The 22,891-nt window shown below is 69.8% G+C and carries 20 protein-coding genes, 5 tRNA genes and 1 pseudogene; 17 read left to right on the top strand and 9 right to left on the bottom strand.

Features of this window, described 5'->3' with window-relative positions:
* Window positions 1–5 precede the first annotated feature (5 nt).
* From AQJ67_RS41255 to AQJ67_RS41230, 6 genes are read left to right on the top strand one after another with little or no spacing between them, the layout of a single operon-like run.
* Window positions 6–413, top strand: a complete 408-nt coding sequence (locus AQJ67_RS41255; protein ID WP_062724762.1) for a hypothetical protein — start codon at window positions 6–8, stop codon at window positions 411–413.
* On the top strand, window positions 414–659 hold the full coding sequence (locus AQJ67_RS41250; RefSeq protein WP_062724760.1) for a hypothetical protein: 246 nt from the start codon (window positions 414–416) through the stop codon (window positions 657–659).
* Between the two features lie 60 nt (window positions 660–719).
* Window positions 720–1,514 (top strand): N-acetylmuramoyl-L-alanine amidase, encoded by a 795-nt coding sequence (locus AQJ67_RS41245; RefSeq protein ID WP_062724759.1) that lies wholly within the window; start codon window positions 720–722, stop codon window positions 1,512–1,514.
* A 9-nt stretch (window positions 1,515–1,523) separates the two neighbouring features.
* Window positions 1,524–1,751: a hypothetical protein gene (locus AQJ67_RS41240; protein ID WP_062724757.1), complete on the top strand. Its 228-nt coding sequence runs from the start codon at window positions 1,524–1,526 to the stop codon at window positions 1,749–1,751.
* An 11-nt stretch (window positions 1,752–1,762) separates the two neighbouring features.
* On the top strand, window positions 1,763–2,032 hold the full coding sequence (locus tag AQJ67_RS41235; RefSeq protein WP_062724755.1) for a hypothetical protein: 270 nt from the start codon (window positions 1,763–1,765) through the stop codon (window positions 2,030–2,032).
* The gene (locus AQJ67_RS41230) at window positions 2,029–2,676 is read left to right on the top strand and encodes a collagen-like domain-containing protein (RefSeq protein ID WP_062724752.1); all 648 of its coding nucleotides are present in this window, start codon (window positions 2,029–2,031) and stop codon (window positions 2,674–2,676) included. Before AQJ67_RS41235 ends, AQJ67_RS41230 begins: the two co-directional genes overlap by 4 nt.
* Window positions 2,677–2,734: 58 nt before the next feature.
* On the opposite strand, the gene AQJ67_RS41225 is transcribed toward AQJ67_RS41230, so the two are convergent.
* On the bottom strand, window positions 2,735–3,484 hold the full coding sequence (locus tag AQJ67_RS41225) for a GntR family transcriptional regulator (RefSeq protein ID WP_062724749.1): 750 nt from the start codon (window positions 3,482–3,484) through the stop codon (window positions 2,735–2,737).
* A 99-nt stretch (window positions 3,485–3,583) separates the two neighbouring features.
* On the opposite strand from AQJ67_RS41225, the gene AQJ67_RS41220 reads away from it, so the two are divergent.
* Window positions 3,584–3,826, top strand: a complete 243-nt coding sequence (locus AQJ67_RS41220; RefSeq protein ID WP_062724747.1) for a hypothetical protein — start codon at window positions 3,584–3,586, stop codon at window positions 3,824–3,826.
* A gap of 235 nt (window positions 3,827–4,061) precedes the next feature.
* Window positions 4,062–4,226, top strand: a complete 165-nt coding sequence (locus AQJ67_RS48035; RefSeq protein WP_159058923.1) for a hypothetical protein — start codon at window positions 4,062–4,064, stop codon at window positions 4,224–4,226.
* A gap of 205 nt (window positions 4,227–4,431) precedes the next feature.
* Here AQJ67_RS48035 and AQJ67_RS41215 read toward each other — a convergent pair.
* The 6 genes and pseudogenes from AQJ67_RS41215 to AQJ67_RS41190 all read right to left on the bottom strand — a co-directional run bounded on the left by AQJ67_RS41215 (window position 4,432) and on the right by AQJ67_RS41190 (window position 12,188).
* Window positions 4,432–4,504 (bottom strand) — tRNA-Lys (locus AQJ67_RS41215).
* 130 nt (window positions 4,505–4,634) lie between these two features.
* A pseudogene (locus AQJ67_RS41210) lies at window positions 4,635–5,352 on the bottom strand (amino acid permease); the annotation flags it as partial.
* A gap of 97 nt (window positions 5,353–5,449) precedes the next feature.
* Window positions 5,450–8,569 carry an FG-GAP repeat domain-containing protein gene (locus tag AQJ67_RS41205; RefSeq protein ID WP_062724745.1) on the bottom strand — a complete coding sequence of 1,040 codons (3,120 nt, stop codon included), beginning with the start codon at window positions 8,567–8,569 and terminating at the stop codon, window positions 5,450–5,452.
* Window positions 8,570–8,784: 215 nt separating this feature from the next.
* Entirely contained in the window at window positions 8,785–10,947 is a 2,163-nt protein-coding gene (locus AQJ67_RS41200) for a DEAD/DEAH box helicase (protein WP_062724743.1), read from the bottom strand.
* Window positions 10,948–11,189: 242 nt separating this feature from the next.
* Entirely contained in the window at window positions 11,190–11,729 is a 540-nt protein-coding gene (locus AQJ67_RS41195; RefSeq protein WP_062724741.1) for a hypothetical protein, read from the bottom strand.
* A gap of 108 nt (window positions 11,730–11,837) precedes the next feature.
* Complete coding sequence (locus AQJ67_RS41190; protein ID WP_062724740.1) at window positions 11,838–12,188, bottom strand: metallopeptidase family protein; 351 nt, start codon at window positions 12,186–12,188, stop codon at window positions 11,838–11,840.
* Between the two features lie 84 nt (window positions 12,189–12,272).
* Between AQJ67_RS41190 and AQJ67_RS41185 the strand changes: the two genes are divergently transcribed.
* The 7 genes from AQJ67_RS41185 (at window position 12,273) to AQJ67_RS41155 (ending at window position 18,840) form a co-directional block, all read left to right on the top strand.
* Window positions 12,273–13,847, top strand: a complete 1,575-nt coding sequence (locus tag AQJ67_RS41185; RefSeq protein ID WP_062724737.1) for a metallophosphoesterase family protein — start codon at window positions 12,273–12,275, stop codon at window positions 13,845–13,847.
* 80 nt (window positions 13,848–13,927) lie between these two features.
* Window positions 13,928–14,000: transfer RNA gene (locus AQJ67_RS41180), tRNA-Glu, on the top strand.
* Between the two features lie 41 nt (window positions 14,001–14,041).
* Window positions 14,042–14,116 (top strand) — tRNA-Asp (locus tag AQJ67_RS41175).
* A 22-nt stretch (window positions 14,117–14,138) separates the two neighbouring features.
* A tRNA-Phe gene (locus tag AQJ67_RS41170) sits at window positions 14,139–14,212 on the top strand.
* Between the two features lie 112 nt (window positions 14,213–14,324).
* Window positions 14,325–18,269, top strand: coding sequence for an ATP-dependent RNA helicase HrpA (gene hrpA, locus AQJ67_RS41165; RefSeq protein WP_062724735.1), 3,945 nt, complete (start codon window positions 14,325–14,327; stop codon window positions 18,267–18,269).
* Window positions 18,270–18,363: 94 nt separating this feature from the next.
* Window positions 18,364–18,438, top strand: a tRNA-Asp gene (locus AQJ67_RS41160).
* 198 nt (window positions 18,439–18,636) lie between these two features.
* Window positions 18,637–18,840, top strand: a complete 204-nt coding sequence (locus AQJ67_RS41155; RefSeq protein ID WP_062724733.1) for a DUF6274 family protein — start codon at window positions 18,637–18,639, stop codon at window positions 18,838–18,840.
* A 511-nt stretch (window positions 18,841–19,351) separates the two neighbouring features.
* Here AQJ67_RS41155 and bldC read toward each other — a convergent pair.
* Together bldC and AQJ67_RS41145 are read right to left on the bottom strand one after the other, a co-directional pair.
* Entirely contained in the window at window positions 19,352–19,558 is a 207-nt protein-coding gene (gene bldC, locus AQJ67_RS41150) for a developmental transcriptional regulator BldC (protein ID WP_003949541.1), read from the bottom strand.
* Window positions 19,559–20,135: 577 nt separating this feature from the next.
* Window positions 20,136–20,978 (bottom strand): DUF8083 family protein, encoded by an 843-nt coding sequence (locus tag AQJ67_RS41145; RefSeq protein ID WP_062724731.1) that lies wholly within the window; start codon window positions 20,976–20,978, stop codon window positions 20,136–20,138.
* A 221-nt stretch (window positions 20,979–21,199) separates the two neighbouring features.
* Here AQJ67_RS41145 and AQJ67_RS41140 point away from each other — a divergent pair, with 221 nt between their 5' ends.
* Together AQJ67_RS41140 and AQJ67_RS41135 are read left to right on the top strand one after the other, a co-directional pair.
* Window positions 21,200–22,288 (top strand): Leu/Phe/Val dehydrogenase, encoded by a 1,089-nt coding sequence (locus tag AQJ67_RS41140; protein WP_062724729.1) that lies wholly within the window; start codon window positions 21,200–21,202, stop codon window positions 22,286–22,288.
* Between the two features lie 319 nt (window positions 22,289–22,607).
* Entirely contained in the window at window positions 22,608–22,868 is a 261-nt protein-coding gene (locus tag AQJ67_RS41135) for a DUF3073 domain-containing protein (protein WP_062724727.1), read from the top strand.
* The last annotated feature ends 23 nt before the right edge of the window (window positions 22,869–22,891 follow it).

Here is a 22,891-nt window from a genome sequence, read left to right as displayed (position 1 = left end):
CGGCTGTGACCGTATGGCTGTCCGGCATGGTGATGACCGCCGACCGGCTCAACGACTACTCCCTGGACGACGAGACGACGTCCGGTTTCGTCATCGCGTCCGGCTGGACGTTGAACAACTTCTGGGCCAACCGCCAGGGCGCCACCGTCGAAATGAACATCTACGTGCAGCGCACCGGCGGCGACATCACGACCACGAACGGCGGATTCGCCGACGTCACCGTCGGCACCGCTCCCTCCGCATGGCGCCCCAACTCCGCATCCACCATCAGCGGATCGTTCGACAACGGCGTCACCGGGTTCGGCGGGTGCGTCATCGGCACGGACGGCATCGTCACCATCCGGAACTCCATCTTCACCGTGACGAACACCAGCAACCTGCGATTCCACTTCACCTTCAACAGGGAGCCCTAAATGCCCCTCGGAACCCCTGAAGGGCCTACCGCCAGTCAGTGGAAGGTCACCGCGCAAAGCCTCACGACGATCGGCGAGTACGGCGTCACGTTCAACGTGACGGCGACGACCGACAACCCCGACGACCCGGGGATGGCCGACATCGTCCAGGCGTTCGTCGACCTCATCGCGTCCTCGCCGGACTTCCGGCTGAACTCCGCGTCGCGGTCGTACTCCTACTCGGAGCCGATCACACCGACCGGCTGACCTCCCCCGCTTCCCCGCCCCGTGCCGCTGGCCGGGGCCTTTCTCATGTCTGGAGTCACGTTGGCTACTCCTCTGACAGCGGCGACGTTCCTCTCGAAGCTCCGCGCCGAGGGCGTGAAAGTCCAGGAACACGGTGACTGGCGCACCCACAACCGCAACAGCAAGGGCGCCTGGGGCCCGGTGAACGGCGTGATGATCCACCACACCGTCACCAAGGGCACCGAGGCCTCGGTGAACATCTGCACCGACGGTTACGCGGGGCTTCCCGGGCCGCTGTGCCACGGGGTCATCGACAAGGCCGGCGTCGTCCACCTCGTCGGCTACGGGCGCACCAACCACGCGGGCTTGGGCGATGACGACGTGCTCGCCGCGGTCCGCGACGAGAAGGCGCTGCCCGCGGCGAACGAGGCCAACACCGACGGCAACGCCCGCTTTTACGGCTTCGAGTGCGTGAACATGGGCGACGGCCAGGACCCGTGGCCCGCGGCGCAGGTCGAGGCCATCGTGCGCGCCTCGGCCGCCCTGCTCCGGGCGCACGACTGGAACGCGGACGGCGAGGGCGCCATCTCCGTGATCGGCCACAAGGAGTGGCAGCCGGGCAAGGTCGACCCGCGCGGCCCCGGGATCTCCATGGCCGACGTCCGTAAGCGAGTCGCCGAGCGCCTCAAGCACGAGGCTTCCTGGTCGCCCGGCACGACCGTCACCTACACGGTCGCCAAGGGCGACACCCTCTGGTCCATCGCCGCCTCCAAGCTCGGCGACGGCAACCGCTGGCGGGAGATCGCCGTCCTCAACAAGCTCGCCGACGCCGACGCGATCACGCCCGGCCAGAAGCTCAAACTCCCCAAGAAGTGAGGTAGCACCATGGCATCTCCGTCTGCCCCGATCGAGAAGAAGGTCAAGGCGGGCTCAGTGCTCGCCTACCTGGCCAGCCTCGCCGGGCTCGCCATCCTCGGCGCCGTCACCGACGACCCGTCCCTCATCTCCGGCATGCCCGACGCGCTGGAACCGTTCGTCCTCGCCCTCGTCCCGGCCGCCGCCTCAGCGGTCGCCGGGTGGGCCGCGCCGCACACCCCGCGCGCCGACATCTGATCGGAGCCACCTTGGACGCCACCACCATCGGCAGCGTGATCGCGCTCGTCGGGGTGTTGTCCGGCTCGGTGGTGGCGTACCTCGGTAAGCGGGGAGAGAACGCGACCACCCGCTGGAACTCGGAGCTCGACCAAGTCCAGGAGGAGCGCGACAAGCTACGTGAGCAGCTCACGGCGCGGGACCAAAAGATCGAGCAGCTGCTCGAACAGCGCATCGCAGACCGGGAAGAGAACGCGCTCCTCCGCATCCGACTGATCAATATGGGAGGCGATCCACCGTGACCCGTGCTGAACGGGCGCTCGCCGGGCGCTGGCGGTGGATCGCCGTCTTCTGCTGGCTGCTGGCCCTGTCCGGGGCCACTGTCGTCGGCTGGTCCTGGTACAGCCAGCTCGCCGACGAGGCCGACCGGCGTGGGGTCGCCGTGTCCACCCTCGCCGGGGACGTGCGCGTGCTACGCGCTCAGGTACAGGCGGCAGGTGAGACACCCAAGGCGCCCGACCCGAGCAAGGCCGTCGAGGATTTGGACGACCGCGCCCGCGTGCCGGTCCCGATCCCCATCCCAGGGGAGAAGGGTGAGAAGGGCGACCCGGGCAATCCGGCTCCCACCATCACCCCCTCGCCGGGCGCCTCGGGGGCATCTGGCGCGCCCGGCCGCCCCGGGGCGGACTCCACAGTGCCCGGGCCATCCGGACCGCCAGGAGCCGACTCCACCGTCCCAGGCCCTAGCGGGCCACCCGGCAGAGACGGACGCGACGGCGTCGACGGCAAGGACGGACAGACGTGTCCCGACGGCTACTCGCTCCAGGCCCCGAGCTGGGATCCGGACGCGCTGGTGTGCCGCAAGGACGGCGCCCCCGACCCGGAACCGACCGATGACGGCGGGCTGCTCTCCATGGCCCTTCCGTATCGCCGCCAGTACCCGTAACGACCGCGGCCCCGCTCTCCTTCGGGAGGGCGGGGCCGCTTCGTCATGTACTGAAACGTCAACCACCCGGCGTCTGACCGTAGATGGACACCCACCGGTCACCTCGCATGATGACGTCCGCGGTCTCGACGGGGCGACCGGTGGCCTGGTCGTAGTAGGTCCGCTCGATGGCGAGAACCGGGCCGGGCGGCGTCATGCCGAGGGCCTGCGCCTCGGCTCGGGTGGCCATGCGGGCACGCACCCGCTCCACGGGATCGCCAACCTCGATGGAAAGCACGCGCATGCGCGCGGCCACGCCCACGCCCGCATACGGGCCGACCTCGGGCAGCGCGATCAAGGACTGGCCAGTGAGCGCGAGCGGCTCCCACGACTCCGCCAGCTGCACCGGCTGCTCGTCGGCGAGGTACACGTAGCTCGTGTGCATGACCGCGTCGCCCTCGGCGATGCTCAGCCGCCTGGCGACGACCTCGGAGGCCTGCTCGGTCGTCGACTCATGCCGCCACGTTCCGACCGCGCCCTGCCGTGCAGCGCCCTCGGCAAAGGGGGAGTCCTCGGACCGGCGGCGGTGCTGCCGCACGAGCAACTCGGGGCTGTCTGCGCCTCGGACGTAGTACCCGGCGCCGTGCCGGGAGACGACCAGGCCGTCATCGACGAGGACGCGGTAGGCGCGGCTGGGTGCGGAGTTGCTGCCGCCGTACTGGCCGATCAGTTCGGAGACGGAGGGGAGCCGGGCGCCCGCTGGCATGTCGCGGATGAGGGCGCGCAGGTCCTCGGCGATCCGCAGGTACAGGGGCGTTTCGTCGGTCACTGTCCGCCTCCTCTCAGTGTGACTTGCGTGACAGAGTAGTGGCCCGGTGGCTACTCTCATACGAGAGTCATTCTCTCGCACGAGAGTAGGGGTTTTGTTGTGCCGATCAGCCTGCGAGCAGCGGCGTTACGCGCCGCACTGGAACGCGCGACCGGCACCCCCGTACACCTCCTCGCCGCCGAGACCGGCCTGCGCCTGTACCTGCCCGCCCCCGGCGACGGCGACCCCGCATGGGCCGCCGTCCTCCAGGCGATGCGCAGCGCAGACCGGTGGGGCAGTACCAACACCAGCGGCGCCACGGAGATCTGGGTCGAGGTCGACGACGAGGCGAAGCAGCCATGAAGTGGCAGCCCCAGCCACCCGCGGCGACGTCCCTGACCCGGGCGCAGTACTCCGGGTGGAACTGCTGCTGGTGCAACGCGCGGTTGACCAACGGGGCACGGTCCGCCGGCCGCGCCCAAGGATCCATCGGCGCGCACGACATGAGCGTCGAGGTGTACGAGTGCCGACCGCAGTGCACACAGCGGCCCCGGCACCCGAGGCGAACCCCGGAGAAGGCCGACCAGGGAGGCACCCCATGATCAAAATCTGCATCTGCTGCGACAAGTCGATCCGAGACGGCGAGGCCTACATCAAGGTCGACAAGATGTCGCCGTCCGGCGCCGGGACGACGCTCTACCAACACTCCCGTCCGTGCAAGCCGGTGCCGACCCAGACAAGCCAGGTACCTCTCCGCCCCTGACCATCGTCACCGACGTGGTGCGCCGATCGCGCCGGTGACGATCCCCGCGGCCCCGGCCGACAGCCTCCCCCGACTGTCGCCGGGGCCGCTTCATGCCTTGATCATCTTGCTTTCGGGCCAGCAGGGGGCCAGCAGACGCTCACGGGACCCCCTTAAAACGGACACGCCCCCAGCTCGAAATGCCTCTGAGCTGGGGGCGATTGCGTAGGCCCTGTGGGACTCGAACCCACAACCAATGGATTAAAAGTCCACTGCTCTGCCAATTGAGCTAAGGGCCCAGGCGATGTTGCCTCCCCGAGCATAGCCGCACGTGGCCGAGACTCCGATCGGGTATCGGGGTCACGGCCGCGTCGGCGGGGGCGGAGGGCCCTGGGGCGAGCCCTTTCGGGGCACGTGCGCGCCGGAGTGCTACGGGTCCGCCGGTTCGGGCGCCCCGGCGCGGGCGGCGTGGCGGGCGATCGTGCGCGCGTGGTCGGGGTTGAGGAACCAGTGCCGGGCCGAGGCCAGCCACCAGGTCGCGGCGAAGCCGAGGACGACCAGGGCGACGGGGGCGTAGTTGAAGGTCTCCCAGGTCACCGGGGACACCTGCGGCAGCATGAACAGCACCGTGATCACGCCGACCCACGTCACCGCCACCACCCCGACGGCCCCGGACCAGCGCCCGAGGTGCCACGGCCCCCGCTCGAACGCCTCGCCCTTGCGCAGCCGCAGCAGCGTCGGGACGACGTAGGCGATGTACAGGCCGATCACCGCGATCGAGGTCACCGCCGCGTACGCCGTGACGTTGATCAGGTACGGCAGCCCCAGGAGCAGCGCCCCGCCGGAAAAAGGCGTAGATCATGCGGCTGTTGGCCGTCACGGACGCCATGCCGCAGAACAGCTGCGCGCCGACGACGACCAGCAGGAGCAGCTTGCCCGCCGTCGCGCCCAGCGCGTCGAGCAGGATCTGCGCGGGCGGCGCGCCCGTCGGGGACGCCAGCGCGCCCTCGTAGGACTGGATGGCGAAGGTGAAGCCGAGCAGCAGGACGAACCCCGCGATCCACGAGGTCCAGATGGACCGCACGATGCCCTTCGGGCCCGCGGTCGACGCGTAGTGCGTCTCCTCCGTCATATGGGCCGAGGCGTCAGCGCGCCGACGACGACCGCTGCCGTCATCTGTCATGTCCCCAGCGATTCCCTCGCCGGGGACGTGACATGCGTCACGGCTTGGCCAAAAAGTGCCGCTAGAAAACGCCCTTGTAGCCCTGCCAGCCGCTCGCGATCTTCACCCGGGCCCCGAACGACCCCTTCCCGTCACCGCTGTTGCGCCACACGTTGCCGCTGCCGTCCCGGGAGACGAGGTCCGCCTTGCCGTCTCCCGTGATGTCCCCGGCGCCGACGATGACGTTGTAGCCCGTGCCCCAGCCCGAGAAGACCTTCACCCTGTCCTTCAACAGCCCGTTGCCCAGGCCGTTGTAGCGCCACAGCGTCCCGGCCTTGTCCCGGGCCAGCAGATCCCCGTGACCGTCGCCGTTCAGGTCCCCGGCCCCCACGATCCTCGTGTAGCCGCTCCACGCCGAACGGATCTTCTTCCCCGCCGCCAGCGTCCCGTCGCTCTTCGCCGCGAACAGGTAGATGTCCCCGGTCGACGCCTTCCGCGCCAGCAGATCGGCCCGCCTGTCCCCGGTCAGGTCCCCCGGCGAGGTGAGCACGTCGTAGGCGTTCCAGCCGGTGCCGAGCTTCGTGTACGACGTCGAAGGCGTCAGCGCCTGCCCGCACTTGGCCTTGTAGCCGCGCAGCGAGCCGTCGCTCATCCGCACCAGCACGTCGTTGCACCGGTCGCCGTTGAGATCCCCGAAGGGCACCGCGACCGACTTCGTCGACCAGCCGCTCCCCGAGACCTTCCCGGAGAACGTGCCCTTGCCGGTGCCCTGCTGGAAGGTCAGGGCACCCGAGGAGTTGAGGGTCAGCAGGTCGCCGACGCCGTCCGGCAGGCCCGCCGCGCCGACGTGGTCCCGGCGGACCGCGTCGCCCCTCACCAGCCGGACGGTGCCGCGCACCTGCAGCGGGGCGCCGACGCCGTCGGCCGGGGTGACGGTCAGGGTCCAGTCGTAGGAACCGTTCGGCACGAAGGCGTCCCCGGTCCTCGTCGGGTCGTCGCCGTGCCAGCCGACGGCCAGCTCGCCGCGCGCCGCCGTTCCGTCCACACCGTCGGTGTAGACCTTGCCGGTCGCGCGGTCGCGGACGGTCAGGTCCCAGCCGGAGGAGGGCTTGGACAGCAGCACGGTGGTGAGGGTGTCCGGCACGCTGTCGGTCGTGCGGGCCGTGACGGTCGCCGTGCTCTGCGCGGGACCCAGCAGACGGAGCGGCTGCTGCGCGACCCCGGACGGGATGAGGTGCACCCGCTCCTGATCGTCCACATAGGCCGCGTTCGCGCCGGCCTCGTCGACCGTCCAGCGCACGTCCCGCTGCGAGACCCCGGTGTCGGGCAGATCGCCGATGACCCGGCTCGCGGCGGTCCCGTCGGCGACCGTCGTGAGCGTCAGCTTCCCGGCCTGCCGGTCGTGCGTGACGACGAACCCGTCCCCGAGCTTGGCCTCACCCGTCGGCACGGCCACGGACGTCTTCGCCGTACGGTCGTAGACCCCGGCCTTGTCACCGCAGGTCCAGTACAAGTACCGCCCAAGCGCCTGGAGTTCGGTCGGCGCACAGCCCGAGGCGAGCGCCACCGTCTCGGTGGTCTTCTTCGTCGTCAGGTTGTACGCGGTGACCGTGCCGGGGGTCGCACCCCCCGTCCACAGGGTGTCGCCGGAGAGGGCGGCGGGGCCCCGCGTGGCGTACGGCTCCGCCTGGTCACCGATCTTGTAGGCGTACACGTTGCTGGGCGTCGTGTAGAGGACGTACCGCCCCGACACATCGAGGATGCGCCCGTCGATGGGCACGCTCCGCTCCCACAGGCCCGCGCCGGTGGGGCCGTTGACGCGCAGGCGGTCGGTCTCGGAGCCGTACTCCATCCAGGCGATCCGCCCGTCGGCCGTACCGAAGACCTGCGAGCAGGCCACATCGGTCACCGGGCAGGTGCCGATCACGCCGGCCGAGGTGGGCGTGAACGAGGAGCGCTCACCGAAGGTGGGGGCGCCCGTGACTGCGACAGTTCTCAGATAATCGTTGCGCTGTGTGCTGCCACCGGTGTCGGTGACGACCAGCCGGCCCTGCTCCAGCGAGATGCCCTGGATCGGGGCCGGCGGTTTGGGGAGCGCCTTGACCTGCGTGACGACCGGACTGCCCGACGCGTCGGCGTGGATGCGCTGGATACCCCAGTCGTCGGCCGCGGTACGGCCGATGGCGACGGCGGCGCCGTCCGACACGGCGGTGACCTCGCTGCGCGAGGCGGTGAGCAGGGTCACCTCGGCACCGCCCGCGATCGGCTTGGCCGTGATCTGGGTGCTGCCGGTGGGCTGGTGCACCAGCCAGTCGCCGACGACGGCCAGGTCGTCGACATAGTTGGCGCTGGGGCTTCCGGCGAGGCCCACCTCCACCGGGGCGGCCGCCAGGTCGGCGCGGGGCACGACCAGCACCTTGGTGTTCAACGCCTTGCTGTAGACGGCGACATGGTCCGGCGAGAGCTTGACGTAGCCGTAGGCGAGGGAGGGCAGCGGCTGCGTCCAGTTCTGCACACGTCCCGTGGCGCGGTCGACGGCGACCATGCGGGCGGTGCCGTCCAGTGTCGCGTTGAAGATCAGGCCCTTGTCGTCGGCGCCGCGCGGCTGCCCCAGCGTCATGCCCGCGGGCGCCCCGCCGACCTCCGTGTCGACGACGGTCCCGTCCTCGCGTACGTCCAGCAGGTGGACGACCCGCGTGGCCGTGCCGTCGGCGTCCGTGACGTTGGCAGCGGTGACGACCGTGGTGCCGTAGATCGTCAGCACGGTGTGGCCCGTGGGCAGCTGAAAGGTGCGGGTGGTGCCGTCCGCCGCGTTCCAGAAGTCGATCCGGCCGCCCGAAGCCCGGTAGGCGAGCACATCGGTGCCGGTGCCCGCCATGCTCGCCGTGCCGGTGGGTACGGGCGCCTCGGAGGACCTGCCGTCGGCGTACCGCGTCCACAGCAGCCGGGAGCTGCCCTCCAGCCGGTGGAAGACACCCTCGGCGCCGGCGCCGTTCGCCCCGGTCGTGGTGTCGGAGAACTGGAGCGCCGCGGCCAGGTTCGTGGTCCGCGGGGTCGACGGTACGACCGTCTCCTGCGGCACCTCCGCCGCCGACGCGGCCGGCAGCAGCGGGCTCAGCCCACCCGCGAGCGCGGCGGACGCGGCCACGGCGACGGCCGCGCGTCTCGCTCTCGAACGACCTGCGAAGACATGGCGGGCCAAGGCGATCCTCCCCTGAACACGGGAGAGGGAGCGGCGCACTGTTCTCAGATGCCCCCGGCCCCCCGGCCGTCGCATCCCCCTCATAAGTCGGCTGATCTTACAGCTCTTTCACAGATGCCAGGAGAGCGTTTTCCGACCGGCCCCGCACACGGGAAAGCGCCGGGCCCCCACCCGGAGAGATGGGGGCCCGGCGCTCAGTGCCTTACCGGCGGAGGTCAGCCGTTGCGCTTCCAGCGCGGCTTGTCGTCGCGGCGCCCGAAGGAGCCGGAGGTGCCGGAGGTGCCGCCACGGTGCTCGTCACGACGGCCGTACGGACGCTCGTGCCCGCCGGAGCGGAAGCCGGGACGGTCGTCACGGCGGTCGCGGTTGAAGGGGCGGTCGCTGCCACGGTGCCCGCCACGCTCGTCACGGCGCTCGAAGGAACGCCCGGCGGGACGGTCGTCACGGCGGAAGCCACCGCGGTCGTTGTCCCGGCGCTCGAAGGAACGGCCGCCACGGTCACGGTCGAAGGAACGGCCACCGCGGTCGTCCCGACGGTCGTCGCGACGGAAGCCGCCACGGTCGTTGTCCCGACGCTCGAACCCACGGTCACCGCGGTCACCACGGTCACGGTTGAACCCACCGCGGTCGTTGTCCCGACGCTCGAAGGAACGCCCACCACGGTCGTCCCGACGGTCATCGCGACGGAAGCCGCCACGGTCGTTGTCCCGACGCTCGAACCCACGGTCACCACGGTCACGGTTGAACCCACCGCGGTCGTTGTCCCGACGCTCGAAGGAACGCCCACCACGGTCGTCCCGACGGTCATCGCGACGGTCGTCACGGCGGAAGCCACCGCGGTCGCTGTCCCGACGCTCACGACGCTCGTACGCCGGGGCCTCGGCCCGGTCGACGTCCTGCGCCACCGGCTGCTCGGGCACGGCCACCTCGACGGCCTCGACCGCCGCCACGGCCTGCGCCTCGGCCACCGCGGCCTCCGGGTCCTCGCCACGCTCACGCGCCGCGCGGGCGACGAGCCGGTCGGACTCCTCGCGCAGCTCGGCGGCACGCCGCTGCGCACGCTCCAGCTCCTTGGTGAGCTGAGCCACCTCACGCTCGGCCTGCTGCGCGGCGTTGCCCGCGGACTCCGCCTGCACCTCGGTCATCGAACGGGCGCCGGTGATCTCGGCGACCTCCGGGTCGAAGGCGTTGCCGCCCTGGATGATGTGGCGCGAGGCGTCGACGCCCGCGTCCTCCATCAGCCGGAAGATCTGACGGCGCTGGTGCGGCAGGGAGAGGGAGACGACCGTCCCGGAGCGGCCCGCGCGAGCAGTACGGCCGGAACGGTGCAGGTAGTCCTTGTGGTCACCGGCCGGGTCCACGTTCAGGACCAGGTCGATGCCGTCCACGTGGATACCGCGGGCGGCGACGTCGGTCGCGACGAGCGCGTTGACGTAGCCCTTCTTGAAGTCCTCCAGCACGCGGGTGCGCGCACCCTGCGTCATACCGCCGTGCAGCGCGTCGGCCTTCACACCGGAGTCGCACAGCTGCTCGGCGATACGGTCGGCGCCCAGCTGGGTGCGGACGAAGATGATGGTGCGGCCCTTGCGGGAGGCGATGGCCGCGGTGACCGGCGCCTTGTCCTTGGGCTTCACGATCAGGATGTGGTGCGACATGGTCGTGACGTTGCCCTGGGCGCTGTCGACCTCGTGCGTGACGGGGTTGCTCAGGTAGCGCTTGACCAGCGTGGAGATCTCGTTCTCCATGGTGGCCGAGAACAGCATCCGCTGGCCGCCCGCCGGGACCTGGTCCAGCAGCTCGGTGACCTCGGGCAGGAAGCCCAGGTCGGACATCTGGTCGGCCTCGTCGAGGACGGCGACCTCGACGTTCTCCAGGGAGCAGGCGCCGCGGTTGATGATGTCGCGCAGACGGCCCGGGGTGGCGACGAGGATGTCGACGCCGCGCTCCAGGGCGTAGATCTGGTTGCCCATCGACGTACCGCCGCAGACGACCTTCATCTTGAGGCCGAGGACGTCGCCGTACGGCTGGAGCGCGTCCGCGACCTGCATCGCGAGCTCACGGGTCGGGGTGAGGATGACGGCGCGCGGCTTGTGCTTCTCGGTACGGCCGCCGGACAGACGTGCCAGCGTCGGCAGACCGAACGACAGCGTCTTGCCGGAGCCGGTGCGGCCGCGGCCGAGGATGTCCTTGCCGGCCAGGGCGTCCGGGATGGTCGCGGCCTGGATCGGGAAGGGGGTGGTCACGCCGTTCTGCGCGAGCTTGCGCACGACGCCCTCGGGGAGACCGAGGTCGGCGAAGGTGACCTCGGGGGTCTCCTCGACGGCCGCGTTCTCGTCGTTCTCGGGCACGACGACGTGGTCAGGACTGGAAATGGACATGCGTAAGCGAAACCTTCCGGAGTCTCGTCGGCACGCGCCCGTCAACTCCGTGATTCGCAATACGACCGCCTCAATGCGGTCAGCCACGGCAAGGGAGAGAACGCGCCACACGGCGCGCTCTGCAGTGGCGCCGGGCAAATGGGATCAAACGATCTACCACCATACGCACCCCAGGCCCCCCAAGGCAAACCGACCGTCAACCGTGTAGGCAACGTCACGTCCGCCACCCCCTCACCCCCACCTCAGGCCGGCGCCCCCGCGGCCGGCGCCGGCTCCCGCTGGGCCAGCTGCGGCCCCGTCTCCTCGTGCGCCGAAGACGACGGCTCCGCAACCGTGGGCGTCGGCGAGGCGGTCGTCGGCTGCTCGGTCGGCGTCGGCTCCGGATCCGGCGTACGCGTGGGCGTCGGCTCGGCCGTCCGGGTGGGCCCCGGCTTCTCCGTCGTCCCCGGCTCCACCGGCCCGCCCCCCGCGGGCGCGGAGGCGCTCACCGCGGCGGACGGCGAGGCGGAGGGGGACGCCGACTCGGCACCCTTCCCCTTGCCCTTCCCCTTGCCCTTCTTGACCTTCTCCCGCTTGCCGTCGTCCGCGTGCGCCCCGTACCCGGCCCCGCCGCCCGACACCGCCGACCCGCCGTCCGGCTCCTCACCCCCGCGCTGCCCCGCCGAGTGCGACGGCTTCGCGTCCTTGCCACCCCCGTCGTCACCCACGCTCATACAGCCGGCGGCAGCGGCGACGGCCATCACCGTGGCGGCCAGACGGACAGGTACGTACAAGGGGCGCACGGGAGCCACCTCCGGGGGCGGGCGAAGAAGTCAACCTGCCCAACTCCCGCCGCCCACAAGAGGACACGCCCCCGAACAAGCCGGACAGCACCCGTCACAGACGCACTCTCACCCGTACCCGAGCGCATGCAACCGGGCATCGTCGATCCCGAAGTGATGCGCGATCTCATGCACCACCGTCACCTCGGTCTCCTCGACGACCTCCTCGCGCGACTCGCACATCCGCAGCGTCGGACCCCGGTAGATCGTGATCCGGTCCGGCAGCACCCCGGCGTACCACTCCCCGCGCTCCGTCAGCGGCGTCCCCTCGTACAACCCGAGCAGCTGGGGGTCGTCCGCCGGCGGTTCGTCCTCGACGAACACCGCGACGTTGTCCATCAGCCGCGTCAACTCCGGCGGAATCCGGTCCAGCGCCTCGGCGACCAGTTCCTCGAACTCCTCGCGCGTCATCTCCAGCACAGGCCCATTGTCAGGCACCACACCGCCACAAGGAGCCGCGAACGGCCCCGCATATCCACTTCCGCGCCTGGGCATACGGGACCAATGGCCCGCGTCCCCGCCGCCGTCACGAAGGCCCTCGGTCACCTCCCCAGGGCCCCACGCGCCCTCGCCCGCCGCTACGCCACCCGCCGCCCGAGCCCCACACCGGAACTCGTCACCCAGCCCCACCCCTGGACCAGAGCCCTCGGCCTGGTCACCGTCGTCCTCCTCGGCACCTGGCTCGGCCTGCTCGTCGTCGGCAACGTACGCGTCCCCGTCGGCCCCATGAACACGACGATGACCCTGCGCCCCTCCGTCACCGGCGGCACGAAGATCAACGTCTCCCCCCTGGGCGCCCTCCAACTGGACAGCCACATCGCCCCCGTCCGCCTGGACGTCAACGTCGACCAGCTCGACCCCGTCCGCGCCCAGGCCCTCGTCGACCACCCCGAACGCCTCTCCGGCCTCCAGGACGAGGTAGCCCAGGACGTCACCGACGGCACCCGCGACCTGGCCGTACGCAGCTGCGTCGCCGTCGTCACCGGCGCCACCGCGCTCGGCCTGGCGGTCTACCGCCGCCCCCGCCGCGCCCTCGCCGCCGGCGGCCTCGCCCTCACCCTCCTGGCGGCCTCCGGCGGCACGGCGTACGCCACCTGGAACCCCGAATCGGTCCTGGAACCGAAGTTCTCGGGCCTGCTCTCCTCGGCCCCGTCCCTGGTCGGCAACGCGCGCAGCATCGTCACCGAATTCGACGTCTACCAGAAGGAGTTGGCCCGCCTGGTCACCAACGTGACCAAGCTCTACGACGCCACCTCCACCCTCCCCGCCTACGCGCCGGACCCCACCACCATCCGCGTCCTGCACGTCTCCGACATCCACCTCAACCCGGCGAGCTGGAAGATCATCGCCTCACTGGTGGACCAGTACAAGGTCGACGTGATCGTCGACTCCGGCGACACCATGGACCACGGCACGGCCGCCGAGAACGGCTTCCTGGATCCCATCGAGAACCTCGGCGCCCCCTACGTCTGGGTCCGCGGCAACCACGACTCCCGCGTCACCCAGCGCTACCTGGAAGGCCTCAAGAACGTCCACGTCCTGGACGACGGCGAGGCCCAGCGCATCGCCGGCCTGCGCTTCGCCGGGATCGGCGACCCCCAGTTCACCCCCGACCGCTCCCAGATCGCCGGCGGCGACGCGGCCAACGAACTCGCGGGCGCGCGCCTCGCCACCTCCCTGCGCGACCAGAAGGCCGCCGGCACGCCGGTGGACGTGGCCATCGCCCACGAACCGGTGGCGGCCCGCCAGACCGACGGCGAGGTCCCCCTGGCCCTGGCCGGCCACATCCACCACCCGGAGATGGAACTCCTGCCCTACGGCACCCGCCTCCGTGTCGAGGGCTCCACCGGCGGCAGCGGACTGCGCGCCATCGAGGGCAAGCACCCCGACCCCATCCAGACCTCGATCCTCTACTTCGACCGCGACACCCGCCGCCTCCAGGCCTGGGACGAGATCGAACTCGGCGGCCTCGGCCTGACCACGGCGGAGGTCAGCCGCCACCTGGTCGAGGAGAACCAGCCGGGCGCGACCGAGTCCCCGACCAACTCCCCGGCCGGATCCCCCACCCCCACCCCGTAAACCGTTTTGGCGATACCTCCCGCCATCCCATATGCTTCTCACGTCCCCGACGCGCTGAGAAGCGCCCAGGCGGGCCGATAGCCCTCATCGTCTAGCGGCCTAGGACGCCGCCCTTTCAAGGCGGTAGCACGGGTTCGAATCCCGTTGGGGGCACGCAAAACCGTGTGCGACACTGGTGGTCGCCCACACAGCTTGGTCCTGTGGAGCAGTTTGGAGTGCTCGCCACCCTGTCAAGGTGGAGGCCGCGGGTTCAAATCCCGTCAGGACCGCTGAGGCTTCCAGAAGCCTCATGGCTGGGTAGCTCAGTTGGTACGAGCGATCGCCTGAAAAGCGATAGGTCGCCGGTTCGACCCCGGCCCCAGCCACAGCAAAGGCCCCGATCCCCGGATCGGGGCCTTGTTGTATGCCGGTCGGCCCCACCGCCGGCGGCAAAAGTGTTCGCCATCGATTTCGGTGGGATGAGATCCTGGATCGCGTATGTCTACGCACCCTGCCCCCGCCCTCGGCGCCCTCGCCCCCCGTCTGACCGAGCTGTCCCTGCGTGATGCGCAGCGGCTCGGGCGGCGGCTCGAAGGCGCGCGCAAGATCCGTAAGCCGGAGGCGCGTGCCGCCGTGCTGGCCGAGATCGAGGCGGAGATCGCCAAGGGTGAGGAGCGTATCGCCACGCGGCGCACCCTTGTGCCTGCCGTCACGTATCCCGAGCAGCTGCCGGTCAGCCAGAAGAAGAGCGACATCGCGGACGCGATCCGCGATCACCAGGTCGTGATCGTCGCCGGTGAGACCGGTTCCGGGAAGACCACGCAGATCCCGAAGATCTGTCTGGAGCTCGGGCGTGGCGTGCGCGGCATGATCGGGCACACGCAGCCCCGCCGTATCGCGGCGCGCACGGTCGCGGAGCGGGTGGCGGAGGAGCTGGACACGCCGCTCGGGGAGTCCGTCGGCTGGAAGGTGCGGTTCACCGACCAGGTGAACCCGGACGCCACCTTCATCAAGCTGATGACGGACGGCATCCTGCTCGCCGAGATCCAGACCGACCGCGAGCTGCGCGCCTACGACACGATCATCATCGACGAGGCCCACGAGCGGTCCCTCAACATCGACTTCCTGCTCGGGTATCTGGCGCAGCTGCTGCCGAAGCGGCCGGACCTGAAGGTCGTCATCACCTCGGCGACCATCGATCCCGAGCGTTTCTCCCGGCATTTCGGCGACGCGCCGATCATCGAGGTCAGCGGGCGTACGTATCCGGTGGAGGTGCGGTATCGGCCGCTTCTCGAGGAGGACTCCGAGGACTCCGACCGGGATCAGATCACCGCGATCTGCGATGCCGTGGAGGAGCTCCAGGGCGAGGGCAAGGGCGACATCCTCGTCTTCCTCTCGGGTGAGCGGGAGATCCGTGACACGGCGGACGCGCTCACGAAGAAGCAGTACCGCTTCACCGAAGTGCTGCCGCTCTACGCCCGGCTCTCGCACGCCGAGCAGCACCGCGTCTTCCAGCCGCACACCGGCCGAAGGATCGTTCTGGCGACCAATGTCGCCGAGACGTCGCTGACCGTCCCGGGCATCAAGTACGTCATCGACCCCGGCTTCGCCCGCATCAGCCGCTACAGCCACCGCACCAAGGTCCAGCGGCTGCCCATCGAGCCGATCTCCCAGGCCAGCGCCAACCAGCGCAAGGGCCGCTGCGGCCGGACCAGCGACGGTATCTGCATCCGGCTCTACTCCGAGGACGACTTCGTCGCCCGCCCGGAGTTCACGGACGCGGAGATCCTCCGGACGAACCTCGCCTCCGTCATCCTCCAGATGACCGCGGCCGGCCTCGGCGACATCGAGAAGTTCCCCTTCATCGACCCGCCGGACCACCGCAACATCCGCGACGGCGTCCAGCTGCTCCAGGAACTCGGCGCGATCGACCCGGCCGAGAAGGACGTACGCAAGCGGCTCACGCAGACCGGCCGCAAGCTCGCTCAGCTGCCCGTCGACCCGCGCCTGGCCCGGATGGTCCTGGAGGCCGACAAGAACGGCTGTGTCCGCGAGGTCATGGTCATAGCGGCCGCGCTCTCCATCCAGGATCCGCGTGAGCGCCCGGCCGACAAGCAGGCCCAGGCCGACCAGCAGCACGCCCGCTTCAAGGACGAGACGAGCGACTTCCTCGCGTATCTCAACCTGTGGCGATACGTCCGCGAGCAGCAGCGCGAGCGCGGCTCGTCGTCGTTCCGCCGGATGTGCAAGCAGGAGTACCTGAACTTCCTGCGCATCCGCGAATGGCAGGACATCTACACCCAGCTCCGCACGGTCGCCAAGCAGATGGGCATCCATCTCAACGAGGAGGACGCGGCCGGCGACCGCATCCATCTCTCCCTCCTCGCCGGCCTCCTCTCGCACATCGGCATGAAGGACGTGAAGGACGGCGCGAAGAACGAGTACCTGGGCGCCCGCAGCGCCAAGTTCGCGATCTTCCCCGGCTCGGCCCTCTTCAAGAAGCCCCCGCGCTTCGTGATGTCCGCCGAGCTCGTCGAGACCTCCCGCCTGTGGGCCCGGGTCAACGCGAAGATCGAGCCGGAGTGGGTCGAGCCGCTCGCCGAGCACCTGCTGAAGCGGACGTACAGCGAACCGCACTGGGAGAAGGACCAGGCGGCGGTGATGGCGTACGAGAAGGTCACGCTGTACGGCGTACCGATCATCGCCCAGCGCAAGGTGAACTACGGCCGGATCGACCCGGAGGTCAGCCGCGAGCTGTTCATCCGCAACGCCCTGGTCGAGGGCGACTGGCGCACCCACCACAAGTTCTTCGCCGACAACCGCAGACTCCTCAGCGAGGTCGAGGAGTTGGAGCACCGGGCCCGGCGCCGGGACATCGTGGTCGACGACGAGACGCTGTTCGACTTCTACGACGAGAAGGTCCCGGAGCACGTCGTCTCCGGCGCGCACTTCGACTCCTGGTGGAAGCACAAGCGGCACGAGCAGCCGGAGTTCCTGGACTTCGAGCGCGAGATGCTCATCCGGGAGTCGGCGGAGGCGGTCACCAAGGCCGACTATCCGGACTCCTGGCGGCAGGGTGCGCTGAAGTTCCGGGTGACGTACCAGTTCGAGCCGGGCGCGGACGCCGACGGCGTGACCGTCCACATCCCGCTCCAGGTCCTCAACCAGGTCACGGACGAGGGCTTCGACTGGCAGATCCCGGGTCTGCGCGAGGAGTTGGTGACGGAGCTGATCCGTTCCCTGCCGAAGCCGATCCGCCGTCACTACGTGCCGGCGCCGAACTTCGCCAAGCGCTTCCTGGACACGGCCGTGCCGCTCCAGGAACCCCTGGCCGTGACCATGGCCCGCGAGCTGAAGCGCATGGTCGGCGTCCCGTTCACCGCCGACGACTTCGACTGGTCGAAGGTTCCGGACCATCTGCGCATCACCTTCCGGATCGTGGACGAACGGCGTCGCAAGCTGGCCGAGGACAAGGACCTGGAGGCGCTGAAGCTCCGCCTGAAGCCGAAGGCGCGCAAGGCCCTCTCCCAGGCCGCCGCGGCCACCGCGTCCCGCCAGGGCGGCGAGTCCCTGGAGCGCGCGGGCCTGACCGACTGGACCATCGGCGCCCTCACCCGCGTCTTCGAGACCCGCCGCGCCGGCCAGCCGGTCAAGGCGTACCCGGCGCTGGTGGACGACGGCGACACGGTCTCCGTACGCCTCTTCGACACCGAGGCGGAGCAGCAGCAGGCGATGTGGAAGGGCACGCGCCGGCTGATCCTGCGCAACATCCCGGTCAACCCTGCGAAGTTCGCGTCCGAGAAGCTGACGAACGCCCAGAAGCTGGCCCTGTCCGCCAACCCGCACGGCTCGATCCAGGCCCTCTTCGACGACTGCGCGATGGCCGCGGCGGACAAGCTGATCGGTGACTTCGGCGGGCCGGCCTGGGACGAGGAGTCGTACCGCAAGCTGTACGACAAGGTGCGCGCCGAGATCGTCGACACGACGGTCCGTACGGTGGGCCAGGTGCAGCAGGTACTCGCCGCCTGGCAGGCCGCCGAGCGCCGTCTGAAGGCCGTACGCAGCCCTGTCCTGCTCGCCAACCTCACGGACGTACGCAAGCAGCTGGACGCCCTCGTGCGGCCCGGTTTCGTGACGACGGCCGGGCTGCGCCGGCTGCCCGACCTGATGCGCTACCTGATCGCGGTGGACCGCCGGCTCCAGCAGATGCCGACCAACGTCCAGCGGGACACCACCCGTATGGAGAAGGTCCACGAGATGCAGGACGAGTACGCCTGGCTCCTGGAGCAGATGCCGCAGGGCCGCCCGGTCCCGCAGCAGGTCCTGGACGTCCGCTGGATGCTGGAGGAGCTCCGGGTCAGCTACTTCGCCCACGCGCTCGGCACGGCGTACCCGGTCTCCGACAAGCGGATCGTGAAGACGATCGACTCGCTGGCGCCGTGACCAGGCGTGCACGCTGGGTGAGTTCGACCCGGGGGCTCACCCTCCTGTACAGTCTCTTCTCGCAGCGCAACGCACGAATAGCGCCGCGAAACCTGGTCCTGTGGAGCAGTTTGGAGTGCTCGCCACCCTGTCAAGGTGGAGGCCGCGGGTTCAAATCCCGTCAGGACCGCAGTGAGAGTAAGGCCCGCATCCCCTTGGGGACGCGGGCCTTCTTCTTGTCCGGCCGCGGTGCCGGGTGCCCAGGAACCGGCGTGATCGACATGGCCGGCGTAACCGGCGGAGCCACCACGCCACCTTGACGGCGTCACATTCGCTCGGTACCCAGAAACCAGGGCCCTTCCCGGTGTGGCCCCCTCGGAGGTGGCGTATGGCGGCATCGACTAGGCACGAGACGCGGGCGTTGCTCCGCGCGCACCTGGCAGCCGCCGCCTCTTACCGACATCTCACCCGCCACTGCCCGATCTGCCACCGTCTGCTGCGGCTGGCGATGGACTCCGCCCCGCGGAGCAGCAACCCGGCGCCCACGGCGCCCGACGACGTCAGCAAGGACGAGGCCACGTCCACGGCGTGACCGCGGCCGTGACCGTGCCCGGTACCAACGTCAACTCCCGCTCTGGCATGGGCTGCTGGATCAAGCAGGCCTCCTTAGCGCACCGAGCCCACGGGCAACAAGCACCGCGTGATGTGACGGGTGTCACCGCATGAGTTTCCGGAATCACGGTACTTACACCCTGCCTACAACTGGTCAATTTAATATGTGCAATTGCACCAGCTTCTAGGCATCCTCCGGCGCACACTCAGTGACACCCCGGGGCGGGTCCACAGGAGATTCGACACCCCTCCCCAGGCTCCGACGAGGCCACCCACAGGTCGGCCTGCCGGCACACATCCCGCGCACAAAAAGATCGCGCTGGACTCGGCGGAGTCCAGCGCGATCGACGACGCACCCTCGTTGCGTGCCTGAAGAGCTCTGACGGCTCGGGCGTGGGCTCTGTTGGGGCAGAACCCGCGTCGCTTGGAGCTAGGGTTCGGGCGCCGCGGCGAGTTGGGGGAACTGCCGTTTTGCCCGGTTATGGAGTTGTTCAGGCCTCGCTGCGCTGCTGCGGGATGCCCGCGAGCAGTGCGCGGACCTCAGCCTCGCGGTAGCGGCGGTGTCCGCCGAGCGTACGGATGGAAGTAAGCTTCCCGGCCTTCGCCCACCGCGTGACCGTCTTGGGGTCCACGCGGAACATCGTGGCGACCTCAGCCGGGGTCAGCAGCGGCTCGGCATCAGGGGTGCGAGCGGTCATGAGCGGCCTCCTCGGGAGAACCGAACCTTCTCGGTTCTTTCCTCTAAATTCTGCACCTTGACCCGCGTTGCCCGAAATGGCGGACGCGAGTCGAGTCGGTTATAGGACGAACGGCTTGTCCTCGGCACTACAACTACACCATCTGTCCAGCCGCGTCGGCCAAACCGATGGAATTGCCCTCCCAGGTGTTCATCAGCGACGGATGCCGATGGACCATGCCATAGCGGACAGTCACGCCACTGTGACGATCAGTCACAGTGGCGTGCAGGAGTCCCAAGACCCCCCAAAGCGTGCAATGTCGAGATGGAGTCCTCCCCGGACTCCTTGTCCTATTTTGGCACGAGGGGGGGTTAGGGGCGCAAGAGCCGCGTACGTGCGGTCCGTCACGCTTACGCGCGTTGAAGCAGTCTTGACGCATACGCCCGTATCGGGTTCTACGTCCCTTGTTGACGAGACATCAGGAACCCCAGAGCGAGCACGAAACCCCAAAACGGGCGTCTCGTCAAACGCCAGTTCGTTACGTCACACAGTGCGTCAGATCACAGGCCTCGCCGTGCCGTGGGTCACACCGGCCGGCTCAGTTCGCCGAACGCCGGTCCCGCACCGACCGCCACCGCTCCACCAGCCGCCCGTAGGCCTCCCCGGCGGCCTCTGCGTCGCCCCGCCTGAGCGCGTCGATGCCGTGGGTCACATCGGCGGCCGAGTGGTCGTCCTCCAGCTCGCCGGCGGGCAGGGTGTGCACCAGGCCGCCGTAGTCCAGCTCGACCAGGGACCGCGGGTGGAACTCCTCCAGCCAGCGCCCGACGTCCAGCAGACCGTCGATGAGCGGCCCCTCGTCGATGGCGTCCTTCAGGGTCCGCAGGGCCCGCGCCACGCGCCGCCGCGCCTCCACCATGGGTGTGCGGTAGCGCAGCATCGGGGGGATGTCGCCCGAGCCCTTGTCGAACCGCCGCTCCTCGTCGGACACCAGCACGAACCAGTGCAGCGGCACCTGCCAGGTCGAGGTGCGGATCCAGGGCCGGGCGTCCGGGTTGCGGGCCAGCCAGCGCTCGTAGTCCTGGGCCGCCTGACGCCGTACGACCTCCGGCAGCACCGCGTCCAGGACCGGCTTGGGCAGCTCGTCGCCCAGCTCGCCGAGCGCCTGCCAGCCACGCAGCCGGGTGCGCCACGGGCACACGCACAGCACCCCGTCGACCTCGGCCACGAAGGCGTCGGCGCTCTCCTGGACCGGCACCGCGACGGGCGGGGTGGGCAGCAAGTCGGCCAGTGAGCGGCGCAGTTCGTCCTGGTAGGACGGGCGGTCGGCGCGGCGGGCGTAGCGGGCCCAGTGGTCGCGCTCCGGTTCCGGGAAGGCGGCCAGTGGCTCGTAGACGCGCAGATAGGTCGCGTACGGGACGATCACCGAGGACACCTTGGGCACGCCTGCTCTCTCCCCCGCCCTCTGCCAGGAAAACCCGCGGAACCCGCTCACAAACATGCGGGAAAACTATGCAAATCGTCGCACGGCCGTACTCCGCGCGTAGGTGATCCTGAGCACTGCGGGATGGACGGGCGCCAACGGGTCTAATCTCATGCTCACAGCCCCCGCCACCCGTACGGGAGCTCCGCTCCAATCGCCGCCAGTACTCAGGAGTCACCACAGTGACCGACGTAACACACGGCGTCCTGCACACCCTGTTCCACTCGGACCAGGGGGGTCATGAGCAAGTCGTGCTCTGTCAGGACCGCGCCAGCGGCCTCAAGGCCGTCATCGCCATCCACTCCACCGCCCTGGGCCCGGCCCTCGGCGGTACGCGCTTCTACCCGTACGCGACCGAGGACGAGGCCGTCGCCGACGCGCTGAACCTCGCGCGCGGGATGTCGTACAAGAACGCCATGGCCGGACTCGATCACGGCGGCGGCAAGGCCGTGATCATCGGGGACCCGGAGAAGATCAAGTCCGAGGAGCTGCTGCTGGCCTACGGCCGGTTCGTCGCCTCCCTGGGCGGCCGCTACGTCACCGCGTGCGACGTCGGTACGTATGTCGCCGACATGGACGTCGTGGCGCGCGAGTGCCGCTGGACGACCGGGCGCTCCCCCGAGAACGGCGGCGCGGGCGACTCCTCCGTGCTTACCGCCTACGGCGTCTACCAGGGCATGCGCGCCTCCGCCCAGCACCAGTGGGGCGACCCCTCGCTGCGCGGCCGCACCGTCGGCATCGCCGGCGTCGGCAAGGTCGGCCACCACCTGGTGGAGCACCTGCGGGCGGAGGGCGCCGAGGTCGTCATCACGGACGTGCGCGAGGAGGCCGTGGGCCGGATCCTCGCCGCGCACCCGACGGGCGTACGGGCCGTCGCCGACACCGCGACCCTGATCCGCGTCGAGAACCTCGACATCTACGCCCCCTGCGCGCTCGGCGGCGCCCTGAACGACGACACCGTGCCCGCGCTCACCGCGAAGGTGGTCTGCGGCGCGGCCAACAACCAGCTCGCCCACCCGGGCGTCGAGAAGGACCTCGCGGACCGCGGCATCCTCTACGCGCCCGACTACGTGGTGAACGCCGGCGGTGTCATCCAGGTCGCCGACGAACTGCACGGCTTCGACTTCGACCGGTGCAAGGCGAAGGCCGCGAAGATCTACGACACCACGCTGGCCATATTCGCACGTGCGAAGACGGATGGGATTCCGCCGGCCGCCGCGGCCGACCGGATCGCCGAGCAGCGGATGGCGGAGGCCCGCGGGGCGCACTGATCCGGGCGCGCCGTCGGCCGAAGATCACCCCAAACAGGGGTTTGGCAGGTACCCGCCGGTGGGCTGTTGGAGAGAACTCTCACTTCTACCGGCGGGTCGACCGCCGATAAGTGGTTAAAATCGCGGTTGACCAGCGAGGACGGGGCACCTCGAAGGTCCTGTGCACACGCGCGTGCTGCGGGCGACGTACCGTATGGGCGCGGGCTCAGGTACCGTGGAAGCCCTACGGACCGGTCTCTCCGAGGAGAGCCCGTTCTAGATCATGAACGCGTGTCAAGACTCTGGGGCCGTCGAGCCCCGTCACCGAGGGGGTCGAGCCATGGGGCGCGGCCGGGCCAAGGCCAAGCAGACGAAGGTCGCCCGCCAGCTGAAGTACAACAGCGGCGGGACTGACCTGTCGCGTCTGGCCAACGAGCTGGGCGCTTCGACTTCGAGCCAACCGCCGAACGGCGAGCCGTTCGAGGACGACGAAGAAGAAGACGACCCGTACGCCCAGTACGCGGATCTCTACAACGACGACGATGAGGACGACGAGGACGACGAGTCCGGTCCCACGTCGCAACGACGCCGCGGCGCTTGATGCCCGCGGCAGCCTAGCCGTGC

It is taken from the genome of Streptomyces caeruleatus (assembly GCF_001514235.1).
Lineage (GTDB): Bacteria > Actinomycetota > Actinomycetes > Streptomycetales > Streptomycetaceae > Streptomyces > Streptomyces caeruleatus.
The sequence above is the reverse complement of the archived record's forward strand: the minus strand, read 5'-3'. Positions and strand labels throughout refer to the sequence as shown.